Below are 16,391 nucleotides of genomic sequence, written 5' to 3'. Positions count from 1 at the left end.
TTTCTCATGAAGATGGTGGATGCGTTTTTCTCATCTTCATGGCGGATCCTCGAACCGCACGCGATGCGCGCCGCCTACTGGGCAATCAATGGTTGCGCCAAGCCCGCGATGAACAGATCGATCATGCCGTGCACGTCATACTCGGGATCGGCTTCAACGCCGATGCACAGGTTGCCGACGCCGTGCAGGAAATCGAGCGTCCGGACATCGCCCCGCGGAAGACCCTTCGCCACGGCAGCTTTCAGCAGTCGATCGCACACGGGTAATAGCCGTTCAAGGAATTCGGCATGCAACGTGTCGAAGCCGGCCTGGTCTGAGCGTAACGCCCGAGCCAACCCGTGTTTGGTCACCAAGAAGTCGGCGAACCGATGCACCCAGGACCGCAGCGCTCCATACGGGTCCTCGTCGGGCGGCGGGACGATCGTGTCCAGGGAAGACAGCGCATCGAGTTGATGCCGAAAGACAGCCACGACGAGATCGGCACGGGTGGGGAAATGCCGGTAGATGGTGCCCATCCCGACGCCGGCCTCGGCCGCGATCTCACGCACGGGCGCGTCGACACCGCCACGCACAAACACCGCTGCCGCGGCATCCAAGAGTGCTTGTTCATTGCGGCGCGCGTCGGCGCGCTTGGCCGAACCCACGCGAGCTGCGGGTTTTTGAGGCGTCACACATCTCCTCCTCGGTCCAGTTGTAAAACGGAGCGATGCTCCGTTAAGCTAACGGAGCCGTGTTCCGCTTCATCCTAGATCCCGGTTCTTCCCATCACCGAGAGAGCCAGAAGAGGTTTGACACCATGAGCGACCCCCGCACGACTCCCGAGGATCACGCCGAGCGAACGACGCCCGTCATCTCAGTTCGTCCCGTTACCCTGACCGCCCCAAGCCGTGGGCAGGACCTGCAAGTGCGCGTCTCAGCGCCGGCGCACGGTGGGGGCCTGCCGGTCATCGTCTTTTCGCATGGCATGACGCTGACCATGGACGACTACGCACCGTTGAGCGAATACTGGGCTTCGCGTGGGTTCGTCGTGATACAGCCAACCCATCTCGACTCCCTTGGGCTTTCCCCCGATGACCCACGCACACCAGACATCTGGCGAATTCGGGTCCGGGATCTGACAGCCATCCTCGATCAACTCGACAGCGTGGAAGCCGCCGTGCCGGGCCTAATCGGACGCATCGACGTTGGCCGCGTGGTGGTGGCTGGACATTCATGGGGAGCGCAGACCGCCAGCATGCTCAGCGGCGCACGCGTCATCGAAGCCGGTGGCGCACCTGGGCCAAGTATGGCCGACCCACGGGTGAAGGCCGCGCTGCTGCTGTGCCTGCCCGGAACCGGTGGCCCTGATCTGACCCCGTTGGCCGCACAGTATTTCCCCTTCATGAATCCAGATTTCGCAGATCTCACAACCCCGAGCCTGGTGGTAGCAGGCGACCACGACCAGTCCCCACTCAGTGTGCGCGGCCCGGACTGGTTCCTCGACGGCTACCGGCTCAGCCCCGGCGCCACGGACCTGCTCGTGCTGGCCGGCGGAGAACACGGCCTCGGCGGCATCCAAGGCTACAACGACACCCGCACCACCGACGAGAGCCCGGAGCGCGTGGCGCTCGTCCAGCATGCCGCGGTGGCTTGGCTGCGCACCGCACTCGGCATCGACGACAGCGCATGGACTTCCGAACGACAAAGAGTCGCCGCCACTGCCAGGCACATGGCACGAACCGAATCGAAGTGAACGCTCTCACGCTTCACTGACGCGCCTCACGAGGCTGTTACGTGATCCACGCGGGGCGGGCGGGATAAGAGCTCGCTGACCGGCTTCACTCATCGTGGACCGCCCGATGCGGACGACAACGGGATCTCGGGTTGCAGCGACAGCACCAACGTTTATATACTAACTGTGCAGTTAACAACCTAAACCTCGGAGCGAGAGACCCTATGGTTACCAATGGCTTGCCCTCAGGGCTGAAGTCGTTCTTAGACGCTATGCATGCCCGCGACGCCAAGGGCGCCGCTCAATATCTGGCCGAGAATGTCACGCTCAAGAGCCCAATCGTGGTGGAGCCGTTCGTCGGTCGCGACCAGGCGGCAGGTATCTTGACGCACTTGCTCGGCATCATCGATGAGTTCACCGTTGTCGATTTCCTGGTCAGCGACACGCATTTCGCCGCAGTGTTCAAGATCAAAGCGGGATCGACCAACGTCGAGGGCATGGACTACATCCACACCGACGACACCGGAAAGATCGACTCCATGACGATCAGCTGGCGTCCGTTACCGGCCGTCGTCGCAGTGCAGAACCGTTTGGCGCCAGCTATCGGCATTCCGGCGCTGGCACTCGTCCCGGTGTCGGACTTGCCCGCCCGGGCTTAGTCACATTGAGCGACAGACGCTTTCGTGGTTGTTCGTGACCAGGGGAATCGTTACATAGCCCAAGGAAGCCATCGCATCGGCGGTCAACAAGGCAGCGTGTCCGAATTACGTCTCACAGCGCAGAGATATAGGTGACCGGATGTTTGAATCCGTACTGGTAATCGCTCTCTTCGTCATGGCGGTCCTGACGCCGGTGCTGATTCCGGCGACCATCCACGCTGCCCACTTCATCTCCCGCTGGCGGCCGCGCCGCCAGCCGGGCACGGTCCCCCGCGTACCAAGGCTTGCTGTATCCCCTCGGCTCGGAGCCTTGCCATCCTCCGCTACCAGCTCAAGGCGCGCACCAGGAGGGATGAGCCGCCAACCCGGTCGCGAGGCTGCGGTCGTGACCACGATGTCCTGATGAGATCAACGTGGCCCGTGGTCCTGATGCCCACTTAGCAGCCGGCGTGAGCCGGAACGCACCGAACCAGCCACCGCTGCACCGGCGCCCTACGCGGGGACGGCTAGCTCTACTGCCTTGTCGAGGGGTAGCGCGGTAGTGACGTAACCGTCGCCGGGGCGTGAATGTCGTTGAGGTAGCCATGATTCGGGTCCAGATTGACGTTGTAACCGAGAATGAGCGCGCCGGGCGCCAGCACCGGTTCGAGGATCTTCACCACCTCTAGATCGCCGATCCGGCCAACCGTCGAGAAGGACGAACTGCACTGGGTCTTCGACCGCCTGAGTGTGGCGCGCACGCCAACGACTCGAGCAAGGCCGCGCCGGAAACGCTGATCTTCCCCCGGCGTGTGCTTGCTCCGTAACCCCGTGCCGCTTAATGCCTAAAGCCCCGCTCGGAGGCGACCCGCATCAGCTTTACCAGGGGTGCCAGCCTCTCGGTCGCCGAGAGCAGTGTCTTCGCGTCAGCGCGAGAGGGGTGGCCAACATTGAACGGTGGATCGGGGTCATACTCCAGTAACAGTTCGACCATCTTCGCGGTGTCCTCGCCGGCGAGCAGGGCCGCCAGGTGCAGACCGAAGTCGAGGCCCGCGGTGACCCCACCGCTGGTTATGCGATTACGGTCCACCACAATGCGCCCCGATTCCGGAATAGCGCCGTAGCCGGTGAGCAGGTTTCGAAATGCCCAGTGCGAACTGGCCCGATACCCAGCGAGCAGTCCCGCGGCCGCTAACACCAGGGATCCGGTGCAAACGCTGGTCACGTACCGCGCATTCCCACCGACCGCGGCCAGGAACGACAGAGTTTCGCCGTCCTCGACGATCAGGTGGGTGCTCACTGCGCCGGGAACGAAAAGGACATCGTAGTCCTCACCAGCTTGATCGAAGGATTTGTCAGGGAGAAGACAAACCCCCGAATCAGCTGTGACCGCCTCGCTGCTCTTGGCGAACAGGTCGACCTGCGTATTCGGAAGGCAGGTCAACACTTGGTGTGGCCCGATGAGATCCAAGGTGGTGAACTGCGGATACAGCAGCATCGCAATGCGCGTCACGCGCGGTTCGTTGTCAGACATATCGCATGCTCTTGTTGTATGGCAACTGAATTCGCCCCACCGAATCCACCTGTCGACGCGGCCGTGCCGGCGCCGCCGGACTACAGGTCGCCACAGTTCGACGCGGTGGGTACGCCGTTGAACCGGTCGGAGATCCAGGCCATACTTCTCTCGCCGTCGACGAAGGCGGGCAACATGGAGTTGATGTCGAGTTTGTTCAGGAATGGGGGCTCCTCGTTCGTCCAGAAGGTGACGTCGGCGCCCTTGGCGCACCAATCCGCCGCTGTCTGGCGGGCTGACTGGTAGGGGCCGAACGGATCCCACCGGTTGTGCTCGAAATATGCTGGGCCCGTGGGTTTGATGTTGCCTATGCGTTGCGCCGCAAGAAGACTTTTGAACGGGTCTGCTTTGACTGCCTCGTAGATGTCGTTTTTGAACCACCCGTTGAGATGGCGGAACATGTAGTCGATCCCGGTTTGGATGAGGCACTGACGTCCAGTGTTGTCCAGCATTTCGAGGCCGCGCGGAGTCATGGTCTGCCGGAGCGGCTGCTCGATTTGCGGGTAGGCGGCGATGAGGCCGCGCAGCACATATCCCGTCGATCCCGCCAAGAAGTTGCCGTCCACGGGCGCTATCAGCTCGGCGATGTCGGTGAAAGCCGCCGCCGCGTACGTTCCCACGACGTTGAGCTCACGCCCGTAGGACCCCGCAAGTTCGGCCGCCGACAGCGCGGCGTGCCCGCCGGCTAGCCAACCCCAAAATGCCACGGGACCATGGGGGTCCAGTGAGGTGCCGGGCAATTTCATCGCTGCACGCGCTGCGTCGATCAGCGCAGTACCGCCCGCTACGCGATTGAGGAACTGGGGCGACATCGGGCTGTGGATGCCCATGCCGACGCCGTCGGTCACCACGACGGCGAATCCGCGGGCCAACAGCGTCGCGATCCAACCCTCTTCGACGTTGAACATCACGTCGAAACCGGTCTGCAACGAGGCGTGGATGCCCTGGTTGAACATCCGCGACGGCGCACACTGCTCACCCATCCCGTACGGGATGGTCGCATAAGCGAGCAGCGGGCGCGGGCCGTTGCCTGTCCACGGGTTGTCCGGTTCGATATAGGTGCCTGTCACCGCGATCGGCGCTCCTTGCGCGTCGGTGCTGCGGTACATGATCCGCGTTCCGGTCCCGACGAAAGCCCCCAACTGGCCGGATGGCTCCAACACCAGCCGCGACGGCTCGGTGCGGATCAGATCGCCGTTGTCGCCCGAGGGAAGCGGATCCGGCGGCGTATAGAACTCCTCGTACTGCGACTCGTCGGCTTGTGCGGACGGAGGCGCTGGCAATACCGCCGCACCGGCTACGAGCGCGGCCGTGACGGCCCGAGCGAGAACCCACAACGTATGGCGTGGTCGTGACCGATCCAGCAGGCCGGCCGCCCGAGAGGCTGCGGCAGCCGCCGATGTTTCGTCGTGGCGAGCTTGGGTACAGCTGGTCGAGGTTGGCATGGTTTTCCTTTTGTCGGCATTCAAACGGATTGCGCCCACGGAGAAGGCGCTGATTGGCCGAATGCGATAACTGCGGTGTAGGCTCGACGTTGCGGCGCAGGTGCACCGAACGGTGCTGCTGCTGAACGACTTTGGGCGTCTGACGTTGCCCCTTGGCCCACGGCTGGAGCTGAAGGGACAGCGCGGGGCATGTGGACGCGGGCGAGCAGCGCCTCGAGCGTTGGGGTGTGTTAGAAGCCCCGGTGCGCGCGCCGTCGCCGGGGCTGGCGGGATGTTGCTGCCGGCCGTCGGTTACAGGACGGCGCGGAAAATGAGGTTACGGGATTGCCCGCAGATAGTTCGTTGCATCATTCGGCTTGGCGGCGAACGTGGTCTGGTTGACAATTTCGATGCCGTTAGCGAATCGGCATGCGCGGCAGTGCTTGTGGGCGTCATGCGGGTGTGACCGTTGTCGCGTTAGACATCCGCAGGTCCGCGCAGAAGCCGCCGTCGACGGTCAGGGTAATCCCGGTGACCCATCGCGATCGCGGGCCCGCGAGATAGAGCACGGCTTCACCGACATCCCAGCCAGTGCCTTCGGTGCGAAGCGGCACCATCGCAGAGCGCGCCGCACGAGCCTCTTCGGTGAGACCTTCAGCCTGCACCATCGGTGTGTATACGGGCCCCGGCGCCACCGCATTCACCCGAATGCCCTCTGGACCATGCCGGCTGGCCATCGACCGGGTCAGGCTCAACAGCGCACCTTTTGTCGTGGCGTATGCGGGACGGGGGTGGGTGAGCACACCGGCGAGCGACGAGACGATGACGATGGATCCGCCGCCGGCGGAGCGCATCGAGGGAATGCTGTACTTCGACATCAGCATCGTCGAGGTGACATTGATGCGAAAAAGGTTGTCCCACTCCGTGATGTCGATGTCGATCACTGATTCAGGCGGCCCAACGACACCGACGTTGTTCACCAGGACATCGAGCCTGGCCCACTTGCGTATGACGGCGTCGACGACCATTCGACAGCCCGCCTCGGTGGAGACGTCGGCGGTCAGCGACAGGAATTCGGCCCCGGCGGCGCCGACCATGTTCTCCGTATGACTCAGCCGCTCCGCGTCGAGATCAACGAGGACCACGTTCGCGCCCGCACGTGCCAGCAACACGGCGGCCGCCCGGCCGTTGCCGATCCCATCGCTCTGGGACCCGGCCCCGGTCACGATGGCAACGAGCCCATCGAGTTCTCTGGCCTCGGTCATAGATGCTCCTCTCGGTCGGGAAACACCCTGCTACTTCAGCAGCGCCCGTGACATGACCACGCGCTGGATCTGGTTGGTGCCCTCGTAGATCTGGGTGATCTTGGCGTCGCGCATCATCCGCTCGACCGGGAAGTCCTGCGTGTAGCCGTAGCCGCCGAACAGCTGTACCGCGTCGGTGGTCACCTCCATCGCGACATCGGAGGCCCAGCACTTGGAGGCCGCGGAGATGAAGCCCAGGTTGGATTCGCCGCGCTCGGCGCGCGCGGCGGCGTGGTAGACCATCAGCCGCGCCGATTCCAGCTTCATCGCCATGTCGGCGAGCATGAACTGCACGCCCTGGTTGTCGGCGACCGGACGGCCGAACTGCTTGCGCTCCTTGGTGTAGGCGATCGCGGCGTCCAGTGCGCCCCGGGCGATGCCGACCGCCTGGGCGCCGATCGTGGGCCGGGTGTGGTCCAGCGTGGCCAGCGCGGTCTTGAAGCCGGTGCCCGGCTCGCCGATGATCCGATCCCCCGGGATGCGGCAGTTCTCGAAGTACAGCTCGGTGGTCGGGGAGCCCTTGATGCCCAGCTTGCGTTCCTTCGGACCCACCGTGAAGCCCTCGTCGTCGGCGTGGACCATGAACGACGAGATACCGTTGGCGCCCTTGTCCGGGTCGGTGACCGCCATGACCGTGTACCAGCTCGACTTGCCGCCGTTGGTGATCCAGCACTTGGCGCCGTTGAGGATCCAGTCGTCGCCGTCGGCCTTGGCGCGGGTGCGCATCGAGGCCGCATCACTGCCGGCCTCCCGCTCGGAAAGCGCGTAGGACGCCATCGCCGAACCGTCGGCGATCTGCGGCAGCACCTGCTTCTTGAGCTCATCAGACCCCCGCAGGATCAGCCCCATCGTGCCCAGCTTGTTCACCGCCGGGATCAGCGACGCCGACGCATCAACCCGGGCGACCTCCTCGATCACGATGCACGCCGCCACCGAGTCCGCACCCTGCCCGCCATACTCCTCGGGCACATGCACCGCATTGAAACCCGACGCGTTCAACGCCTGCAGCGCCTCGTCCGGGAACCGCGAGTTCTCATCGACATCGGCGGCGTGCGGGGCGATCTCCTTCTCCGCCAACGCACGAATCGCCGCCCGCAACTCCTGATGCTCCTCCGGCAACTGAAACAGATCAAACGACGTGCGCTCAGGCACCGACCTTCTCCTCTGCGGTAGTCGCGCCGTCGGCTTGTCGGCGCAGAATTTCCGACTTGGCGAGGGCGTCTTTGTGGACTTCGTCGGGGCCGTCGGCGAAGCGCAGGGTGCGGATGCTCGCGAAGGCGGCGGCGAGTGGCAGATCCTGGCTCAGGCCGGCCGCGCCATGCACCTGGATGGCCTTGTCCAATACCCATTCCACGGTCCGGGGGGTGGCGATCTTGATGGCCTGAATCTCGCCGTGCGCGCCTCGGTTGCCCACCCGGTCCATCAACCAGGCCGCTTTAAGGACCAGCAGCCGGAGCTGTTCGATGCGCACCCGTGCCTCGGCAATCCAGTCCCGCACCACTCCTTGTTCGGCCAGCGGCCGCCCGAAGGCGACGCGGCCGGATGCTCGCTGACAGGTGAGGTCGAAGGCGAGTTCGGCGACCCCGATCGCGCGCATACAGTGGTGGATTCGCCCCGGCCCGAGCCGTGCCTGGGCGATGGCGAAGCCGTCGCCTTCGTCGCCGATGAGGTTGGCGGCCGGCACCCGGACGTCGCGGAATTCGATTTCGGCGTGTCCGCCGTGGTCGCGATCGTCGTACCCGAAAACTTCCATCCCCCGGGCGACGCTGACCCCTGGGGCGTCTCGCGGAACGAGGATCTGGCTGTGCTGCCGGTGCCGGGCTGCGGTCGGGTCGGTCTTGCCCATCACGATGAAGACGCCGGCATCGGGGTTCATCGCACCGGTGATCCACCATTTCCGGCCATTGATGACGTAATCATCGCCGTCGCGGTCGATTCGGGTGGCGATGTTGGTGGCATCCGAGGAGGCGACGGCCGGTTCCGTCATGGCGAATGCGGAACGGATCTCAGCAGCCAGCAGCGGGTAAAGCCATTGCTCCTTCTGCGCATCGGTGCCGAACATGGACAGCACCTCCATGTTGCCGGTGTCCGGTGCCGAGCAGTTCAGCGCCGGCGGCGCCAAAGCAAGGCTGCGGCCGGTGATCTCGGCCAGCGGCGCGTACTGCAGGTTGGTCAGGCCCCCGCCGTGCGCGCCGGGCAGGAACAGGTTCCACAATCCCTCACCGCGGGCCAGTTCTCGCAGTCGGCTCAACGTCGGGGTGCGTGACCACGCCCAGGGATCGGTCAAGGCTTCCAGATCGGCTCTGAACCGCTGCTCGGCGGGGTGGACGTGGTCGGACATGAACGCCGTCAACCGCTTCTGCAGATCCTTGGTGACGTCGTCGAAAGTGAAGTCCATCAGTAATCCTTGCTGTGCGTGGATAATTCGCGGATGCCGGCCTCCAGAAGGGGTGTTACGGCCGCGCCGACTGACTCGAAGCCCGTCCCGACCGTGTGCCCGTGACTGTGGCGGTAGTGGATGCCCTCCAAGATCACCGCCAACTTGAAACAGGCCAGCGCGAGGTGAAAGGTCAACGACCGCAGGTCGTGGCCGCTCGCCACGGCGTAGGCCTGCAACAGTTGCGATTCGCTCGGATAGCCTGGGGCCCTACTGACGTCGGGGAGGGCAGGCGTCGTCACCAGCGCCGGCAACCGGCCGTAAATGGCCAGCAGGGCCACATCGGTGAGGGGGTCGCCCAGAGTCGCCATTTCCCAGTCGATGACGGCGTGGACCTCGGTTCCCGATATCAACAGGTTGTCGAGACGGAAGTCGCCGTGCACCAGGGTTGTCCGGGTTTCGGTGGGGACGTGGCGGCGCAGCAGGCCGACGAGGGTTGAGGCCTGCGGCAGGCTCCGGCTGCGCGATGCATCCAATTGCCTGGCCCACCGGTTGACCTGGCGTTCCAGATAACCTTGCGGCCTGCCGAGGTCAGCGAGACCGACGCGGTGGATGTCGACCCGGTGTAGGTCCGCCAACACCCTTACCATCGCCGCGGCGATGGCCGCGGTGGCGTCCGGGCCGGTGGCGGCGAGTTCGCGGGCGGTGCGGTAGACCGCGCCGTCGATGAACTCCATGACGTAGAAAGGCGCGCCGATCACGTCGGTGGCAGCGTAGTGGGCGTAAACGGCCGGGACGGGCACACCAGTGCCGTGCAGAGCAGCGAGCACCCGGTACTCGCGGTGCATGTCGTGTGCGGTGGCCAGGACATGCCCCAGCGGTGGGCGGCGCAGCACCCAACGACGCTGTTGGTCTTGGATGAGATAGGTCAGGTTCGACTTCCCCCCGGCCAGCAACGTGGCGGTCAGCGGGCCGGCGCCGTCACCGGGCAGCGCGCCATCCAGCCAGCGCTGCAACGCATCCATGTCCAGTCCCGGTGTCCCGGCGCTCGTAGCACTTTCGGTCACGCGTCACCACCAGCCAGCGTGACGCCACCGTCGATGACCAGCGTCTGTCCGGTGATCCATCCGGCGTCATCAGAGAGGAGAAACGCCACCGCCGCACTGACGTCGGTCGGTGTGCCCAACCGTTGCAGCGGATACCGGCCGGCGACTTGCTCTTCCCGGTTCTCGTAGAGGGCGGCAGCGAACCTGGTCTTGACCATCGCGGGAGCAACCGCATTGACCCGCGTCTGTGGCGCCATCTCGAAGGCGAGTTGTTTGGTCAGATGCATGAGCATTGCCTTGGTTGCTCCGTAGAAGCCGACTCCGGGTGAGGCGATCAGTCCGGCGATTGAGGCGACATTGACTACGGCGCCGCCGTTGCCGGCCATCCAGCGGGTCTGCACCTGTTGGGTCCAGGACAGCGCCGCCAGGCAATTCACCTCGAAGGTTCGGCGTGCGGCGACCGGGTCCAGGTCGGCCAGCGCTCCGAAGACGGGATTGATGCCGGTGTTGTTGACCAGCAGGTCGATACGGCCGAAGGTCCCCATCACCGTGTCGACGACATGGCTTTGATGGTCGGGGTCATCGGCGTGACCGGCGACGGCGATGGCCCGCGCGGAACCGAGCTGTTCGACGGCGCGCTGCAGGTCGCCTTGCTTGCGGCCGGTGATACACACCGTGGCCCCGTCATCGACGAGGCGTTGCGCGATCGCCAGACCGATGCCGCGGCTGGCGCCGGTCACGACGGCGACGCGTCCCGCTTGAGCACTCACGCGACGGCACCATCGGGTCGAAGCGCGATCTTGCCGACCCCTGCGGCGCGCTCGGCGAGCATCGCGTACCCGGCCGGGCCCTCTGCAAACGTCAGGTGATGGGAGACCACCACCCCGGGGTCGAAGCGACCCGCCGCCGTCAGCGCGAGCAGGATCGGCAGTTCCCTTTGGGCGGAGCACAACCCAGCGCAGAACTGGAGTTCTTTGGTTTGCACAGCTTGCATCCGGAACGAGAACGCATCGTTCTGGCTGACACCGATGACGCTGACGCGGCCCGCCCTCCGGGTTGCGCTGATCGCCAGAGCGATCGTTTCATCCAGGCCGACCGCCTCGATGACGGCGTCGGCGCCTTCCCCTGACGTGAGCTCACGGATGTGAGCTTTCGGGTCCATTGCGTCGATCGGCTCGGCACCGAGCGACTCTGCCGCCTGGCGGCGGTGATCGACGGGCTCGGCGATCAGCACCCGCGCCGCGCCTTGCAGGAAGGCCGACTGCACGGCCAACTGACCGACGGGCCCACCGCCGATCACCACCACGGTGTCGCCGGGCCCCACCCCGGCACGGCGTGCCCCGTACCACGCGGTGGGCGCGTTGTCGGTCAGCGCCAGGGCGGCGTCGTCGGACACCGAGAGACCAACCGTGAACAGGTTGCGGTCAGCGTGCGGGACCGCGACGAACTCCGCCTGGCTACCGGGCAACCGGTGACTCATGCCGTAGCACAACTCTTTCCACGGTTGGCGCCGATGCTCACAGGCGGTGACGTGGCCGGCCGCGCACGCCGCGCAGAACACGCAGCCAACCGAGGCCGCCACCAACACCCGGTCACCGACGGCGAACCTCTTGACCTGCGAACCGATCTCGACGACCTCGCCTACGGCCTCGTGGCCGAGCGGGTAGCCGATGTCGTCGCTGAACCCGTGGCCGTGATAGATGTGCAGGTCGCTGCCGCAGATACCCGCGGCCGCGACCCGCACGACGGCGCCCAGTTCGTCGGGCAGTTGGGCATCCTTGACGTGCTCCAGCCCGACCGTCTCCGGGCCCTGGTAGGTAATCGCCTGCACTCAGGCGTCCTCACCGAAGGTCACCGCGAACTTCGCCGTCGACGACTCCAGCCGGATGGGTTTGACCGCGGCGTATTGCTCGCTGTGGAACCAATTGCGGAACTCGCGGTCGTCGGCGAATTCCAGCAGCACCACCGTGGTGGCGTCGAATTCGCCTTCCTGGACCTTGACGTCGTCGGTGACCGCGAGCACCTTGACGTCGACGCCCGACAGCAGCTGCACGTTGGCCTTGGAGTAGTCGGCGTAGCGCTCTCGGTCGTGCTTGTCGACAACCGCGAGGAAGTAGCAGGACACCTACGCCTCCCGCACGCTGATGTCGGCGCTGATCAGTTCGCCGGTGACCGGGTCGGCGACCTCGACGAGCTCGATGCCCTGGCGCGGCTGGCACCACTGGCCCAGCTCGGCCAGGCGATCGGCGGCCAGCGTGCGTCGCACCGCATGGCCATCCTCGATGGGCCATGACCGGCGTTCGGCGCGGATGGCGTCGCGGCGCTGCTGGGTCGCCGCGCGGTCGAGGTCCCCGCCGTCGGTGAGGATGACACCGTAGGCGTTGGCCGCCGCCTGCCGGTCGATCTTGCCCCACCGGGCGTCGAGGACCACCTCGTCGGCGGGCCGCTCGAGGGGGTCACCGTAGCCGGCGCCGCCCCCGGACCGCAGCCGAAGCACGTCGCCGGGCATGATGCCGAACCCGAACTGCTTGCCGTTGAGCAACTCTGGCGTCGCCGCGAAATCCTCCAACGAGGTCGGCACGCGGCCTGCGGCCAGCACGCCATCGGCGCCCGCACCGGACACCAGCGTGAAGCCGCTCGTCGAGGCGGGATAGCCGCCCGACTGGCCCGTCGGCGGGACCTGCCAGCAGGGAGTCATGACATGCTGTTGGCCGCCCGGGGTGTACCAGGGTGTCCACGCCAGTTCCAGGCCGTTGCCGCCGCGGTATCGCCCCGGGCCGCCCGAGTTCTGATACAGCTTGCGCCACAGATACAGGATCGGATAGGCGAGCTCATTGATCTCGATGTCGGGCAGGCTGTTCGACGGCTGGGCGAGCGCGCCGGCGACGTCCATGCCGTCGGCCACGGGCTGCGCGCCGCCCCCGCCACTGCCGCCGTTCATGTCCGGGAACGGCACCAGTTCACCGTCCTCGTTGGGCGCGTAGAAGAAGCCCGCGTTCCACGAGTCCTGCCACTGCGCCATCAAATGCTCACGCACGAACAGGCTTTTGCTCTGCGACTGAATCTTGGCCAGCATCCTCGTCACCAGCCGGCCGAGCCGCAGCCCGGTTTCGAGATGCCCGCCGGACACCGGCGCGGGCATCTGCACGTCGCAGATCGTCCCGGGCCGGGTGATCACCTGGATCGGGCGCAGCGTGCCCTGGTTGATCGGCAGATCGGGAAACAGCATGAACAAGGCCGGGCTGAAGGCACAGCCCAAGGTGATCGCCGCGCTGCAGTTGACGAAACCGTCTGTCTGGGGAGATGACTCGCTGAAATCCATGGTGATGGTGCCGTCATCGACGGTCATGGTGCAGCGGATCGGGTAGATGTCATCCGTGTGGCCGTTGTGCTCTTCGTAGTCGACATCGGTGTAGACGCCGCTGGGCAATTCCGCGATCCGGTCACGAACCGCCTTCTCCGCGAGGTCCTTTGCGATTTCGACGTAGCGCTTGAACGCGTCGGTGCCGTAGTTGTCGATCAGCACCTGGAGCCGGTCGTCGCAGCGGTTGCAGGCGGCGATGAAGCAGCGGATGTCGTTCATCACCACGCTGGGCACGCGGATATTGGTTTCGATGATCCGCCAGATGTCGTCCACCGGACGGCCCTGGTCGACGATCTTGACCCCGGGCAGGCGCAGCGCCTCGCCATAGGTCTCGGTCGCCATCGGCGCCATGCTCCCCGGCGCGAAGCCGCCGAAGTCGTTGACGTGCGCCTCGGCCCAGCACCAGGCGATCAGTTCGTCCCCGTAGAAGATGGGACGCACCACGCCGACGTCGACCTGGTGCGCGTTGCCGGTGGTGAACGGGTCGTTGCAGATGAACAGGTCGCCCGGGCGGATCTGATCGCGCGGCACCGTGGCCAGAATGTGCTTGACGGCCTGACGGGCGGTGCCGATGTAGATGGTGATGTATCCGGCGTAACAGATGATGTCGCCGTCGGCGTCGGCGATGAACGTCGAGAAGTCGACGGCTTCGGCGATCACCGGACTGCCCGAGGCGCGCATCATGACCACGCCCATCTCGTGGGCGACGTTCTCCAAGGCCTTCGAGAAGATCTCGATGGTGACGGGGTCGACGGGCAGATCGGTTGCCGCGGCACCGCGTTGCATGGTCGGTGTGCTCATTGCGCGTTCTCCTGGGTCGTGGATGCGGTCTGGTCGGTGAGGATGAAGTTGCCCCACTCATCGATGCGGGCGGTCCAGCCCGGCGGGATCTGCAGGGTGGTCAGCGGATGCTCGAGAATCGCCGGTCCGGTGACCTCGTGACCGGCGCGTGCGCTGCCGGTGTCGTAGACCGCCACATCGGCCTCCCGCCCCTCCAGGGGTAAGAAGACGCGCCGGCTTCCGGTGGGGGCCAGGACCCGTTCGGACTCCGGGACCGCTTGCGCGGGCACGGGTTCCAGCGCCGAGACTCGTCCGGTGGCGGTGACCCGCACGGCCACCAGCACCACCGGGCTGCCCACCCACGCACTGCCCGAGCCGTACTCTGCTTCGTACAATTCGCCGTAGCGCCGTTGGGCGTCGACGAGATCGGCCTCGCCGAGGTTGCGGTTGCGCGGCAGCGAGACCGGCAACTCCCATTGCTGGCCCGCGTATTTGAACTCGCCCTCCCACACCACGTCGATGGCGTCGTCGGAGTATCCGGCGGTGCGCAGCGTGGCGGTCAGTTCGTCGTCGAGCTCGCCGAGCGCCGCCGCGATGGGCCCTGCGTCCCCGCCGGCCCACATCGCCGATTGCGACCTGGTGCGCACGTCGTCGCTGTTGAGCAGGCCGGTGGCCGAGAAGACCGCGGCGTCCGCGGGGATAACGACCTGCCGGATGCCGACCTCGCGGGCGATGTCGGCAGCGAAGATACCCAGGGCGCCGCCGTAGGCGACCATGCTGAAGATCCGCGGATCGTGCCCGCGCTCCACAGTCACCGTGCGCACCGCGTTACTCATGTTCGCGGTGACCATCCGGTAGACCGCCGCCGCGGCATGCACGGCGTCGACGTCGAGCGGCTTCCCGATTTCGCTTTCCATCGCCTGGCGGGCCGGCTCCAGCGCCAGCTCGCGGCGCCCACCCAGAAATGCTTGCGGCGCAAGCAGCCCCAGGACGGCCGAGGCGTCGGTGACCGTGGGTACCACTCCCCCTTTGCCGTAGCAGACCGGTCCCGGGTCGGCGCCGGCGCTGCGCGGTCCGACCTGCGGGATGCCGCGCGCGTCGACCCAGGCGATGCTGCCGCCGCCGGCACCGATGGGCAGGACGTCGATTTTGGGCAGGGCGGTCAGGAACTGGTCGCGCAGCATGACGCGCTGCGTGACCAACGGCTTGTTGCCCTGCAACACCGAGACGTCGAAGGAGGTGCCGCCCATGTCGGCGGTGACCACGTTGTGCATTCCGAGGCGGGTGGCCAGTGCCTGGGCGCCGATCACTCCGCCGGCCGGTCCGCTGTCGACGAGGGTGATGGGGCGTTCGCGGGCCTCATCGGCGGTCAGCGTCCCGCCGAAACCCTGCATGAATCCGATGGGCGTGCGCAGGCCGCGGTCGCCGAGTTCCTTTTCGATGCGCCCGGTGTACTCCGCGACTCGGATTCCGGTGAACGCGTTGAGGACGGTGGTCATGGTGCGCTCGTATTCCCGGATCACGGGGTGCAGTCGCGACGAGACGCTGACGAACAAGCCGGGCGCCTCCTCGGCGGCCGCGGCTGCGAGTTGCTCTTCGTGGTGAGGGTTGGCGAAGCTCCAGAGCAGCGAGATGGCGATGGCCTCCACGCCCATGTCGACCAGCCGCCGGACCGCCGCGCGGGCCTCGGTGTCGCTGAGCGGGACGACGACTGCCCCTTTGCGGTCGATGCGTTCGTTGACCTCGATGACACGTTCGCGGGGAACGATCTGGGGAATGTTGAGCTGGCGGTGGTGATCCCGGTCGGCGCTGCGGGCCGACCGGGCGATGAGGAGATTGTCGCCGAACCCCCGCGTGGTCAGCAGACCGACGCGCGCGCCCCGCAGTTCGGCGATCGAATTGGTCACCGCGGTGGTGCCGTTGACGAAGCGGGTGGTGTGCGCCAACACCTGGTCCAGCGGCACACCGATCCGCTCGGCGAGGTTTTCCAGCGCGGCGACCAACCCCACGCTCAGGTCGTCGGGGGTGGTGTCGGACTTGTCGGAGTAGACGTTGCCGCGGCTGTCGACCGCGGTCACGTCGGTGAACGTGCCGCCGATATCACAGCCGATCTGATACTGAACCTGCTCGGTCATTGCCGCTTCCTATCCTTCGAATTGTGTTTGAGCGCAGGC

The 16,391-nt window shown here is 66.0% G+C and carries 15 protein-coding genes; 2 read left to right on the top strand and 13 right to left on the bottom strand.

The genetic code is table 11. The annotated features are described in order from the left end of the window. Positions 1–74: 74 nt before the first annotated feature. Positions 75–671, bottom strand: a complete 597-nt coding sequence (locus tag AWC03_RS21170) for a TetR/AcrR family transcriptional regulator (protein ID WP_085242675.1) — start codon at positions 669–671, stop codon at positions 75–77. A gap of 125 nt (positions 672–796) precedes the next feature. On the opposite strand from AWC03_RS21170, the gene AWC03_RS21165 reads away from it, so the two are divergent. Together AWC03_RS21165 and AWC03_RS21160 are read left to right on the top strand one after the other, a co-directional pair. Continuing rightward, positions 797–1,732 carry an alpha/beta hydrolase family protein gene (locus tag AWC03_RS21165; protein WP_085242674.1) on the top strand — a complete coding sequence of 312 codons (936 nt, stop codon included), beginning with the start codon at positions 797–799 and terminating at the stop codon, positions 1,730–1,732. Between the two features lie 203 nt (positions 1,733–1,935). Further along, positions 1,936–2,370: a nuclear transport factor 2 family protein gene (locus AWC03_RS21160; protein WP_142278458.1), complete on the top strand. Its 435-nt coding sequence runs from the start codon at positions 1,936–1,938 to the stop codon at positions 2,368–2,370. Positions 2,371–2,882: 512 nt separating this feature from the next. Here the strand turns inward: AWC03_RS21160 and AWC03_RS27085 are convergent. The 12 genes from AWC03_RS27085 to AWC03_RS21105 form a co-directional block, all read right to left on the bottom strand. Beyond that, positions 2,883–3,110: a hypothetical protein gene (locus tag AWC03_RS27085; protein WP_142278457.1), complete on the bottom strand. Its 228-nt coding sequence runs from the start codon at positions 3,108–3,110 to the stop codon at positions 2,883–2,885. 77 nt (positions 3,111–3,187) lie between these two features. Beyond that, positions 3,188–3,883, bottom strand: a complete 696-nt coding sequence (locus AWC03_RS21155) for a DJ-1/PfpI family protein (RefSeq protein WP_085242672.1) — start codon at positions 3,881–3,883, stop codon at positions 3,188–3,190. Between the two features lie 80 nt (positions 3,884–3,963). Next, positions 3,964–5,406, bottom strand: coding sequence for a lipase family protein (locus AWC03_RS21150; protein ID WP_249025927.1), 1,443 nt, complete (start codon positions 5,404–5,406; stop codon positions 3,964–3,966). A gap of 392 nt (positions 5,407–5,798) precedes the next feature. Continuing rightward, complete coding sequence (locus AWC03_RS21145; RefSeq protein ID WP_085242670.1) at positions 5,799–6,611, bottom strand: SDR family NAD(P)-dependent oxidoreductase; 813 nt, start codon at positions 6,609–6,611, stop codon at positions 5,799–5,801. A gap of 30 nt (positions 6,612–6,641) precedes the next feature. After that, positions 6,642–7,802 carry an acyl-CoA dehydrogenase gene (locus AWC03_RS21140; protein ID WP_085242669.1) on the bottom strand — a complete coding sequence of 387 codons (1,161 nt, stop codon included), beginning with the start codon at positions 7,800–7,802 and terminating at the stop codon, positions 6,642–6,644. Further along, positions 7,795–9,048, bottom strand: coding sequence for an acyl-CoA dehydrogenase family protein (locus tag AWC03_RS21135; RefSeq protein WP_085242668.1), 1,254 nt, complete (start codon positions 9,046–9,048; stop codon positions 7,795–7,797). Before AWC03_RS21135 ends, AWC03_RS21140 begins: the two co-directional genes overlap by 8 nt. Then, positions 9,048–10,094 carry a phosphotransferase family protein gene (locus AWC03_RS21130; protein ID WP_249025926.1) on the bottom strand — a complete coding sequence of 349 codons (1,047 nt, stop codon included), beginning with the start codon at positions 10,092–10,094 and terminating at the stop codon, positions 9,048–9,050. The genes AWC03_RS21135 and AWC03_RS21130 overlap by 1 nt, the downstream gene beginning before the upstream one ends. Continuing rightward, positions 10,091–10,843 carry an SDR family oxidoreductase gene (locus AWC03_RS21125; RefSeq protein WP_085242666.1) on the bottom strand — a complete coding sequence of 251 codons (753 nt, stop codon included), beginning with the start codon at positions 10,841–10,843 and terminating at the stop codon, positions 10,091–10,093. Before AWC03_RS21125 ends, AWC03_RS21130 begins: the two co-directional genes overlap by 4 nt. Beyond that, positions 10,840–11,904, bottom strand: a complete 1,065-nt coding sequence (locus AWC03_RS21120) for an alcohol dehydrogenase catalytic domain-containing protein (protein ID WP_085242665.1) — start codon at positions 11,902–11,904, stop codon at positions 10,840–10,842. The genes AWC03_RS21125 and AWC03_RS21120 overlap by 4 nt, the downstream gene beginning before the upstream one ends. Beyond that, positions 11,905–12,198, bottom strand: coding sequence for a DUF1330 domain-containing protein (locus AWC03_RS21115; RefSeq protein ID WP_085242664.1), 294 nt, complete (start codon positions 12,196–12,198; stop codon positions 11,905–11,907). After that, positions 12,199–14,238 carry a hydantoinase B/oxoprolinase family protein gene (locus AWC03_RS21110; protein ID WP_085242663.1) on the bottom strand — a complete coding sequence of 680 codons (2,040 nt, stop codon included), beginning with the start codon at positions 14,236–14,238 and terminating at the stop codon, positions 12,199–12,201. After that, complete coding sequence (locus tag AWC03_RS21105; RefSeq protein ID WP_085242662.1) at positions 14,235–16,352, bottom strand: hydantoinase/oxoprolinase family protein; 2,118 nt, start codon at positions 16,350–16,352, stop codon at positions 14,235–14,237. Before AWC03_RS21105 ends, AWC03_RS21110 begins: the two co-directional genes overlap by 4 nt. Positions 16,353–16,391 lie beyond the last annotated feature (39 nt).

It is taken from the genome of Mycobacterium europaeum (assembly GCF_002102155.1).
Classification (GTDB): Bacteria; Actinomycetota; Actinomycetes; order Mycobacteriales; family Mycobacteriaceae; genus Mycobacterium; species Mycobacterium europaeum.
This window is presented reverse-complemented; position numbering and strand designations above follow the sequence as displayed.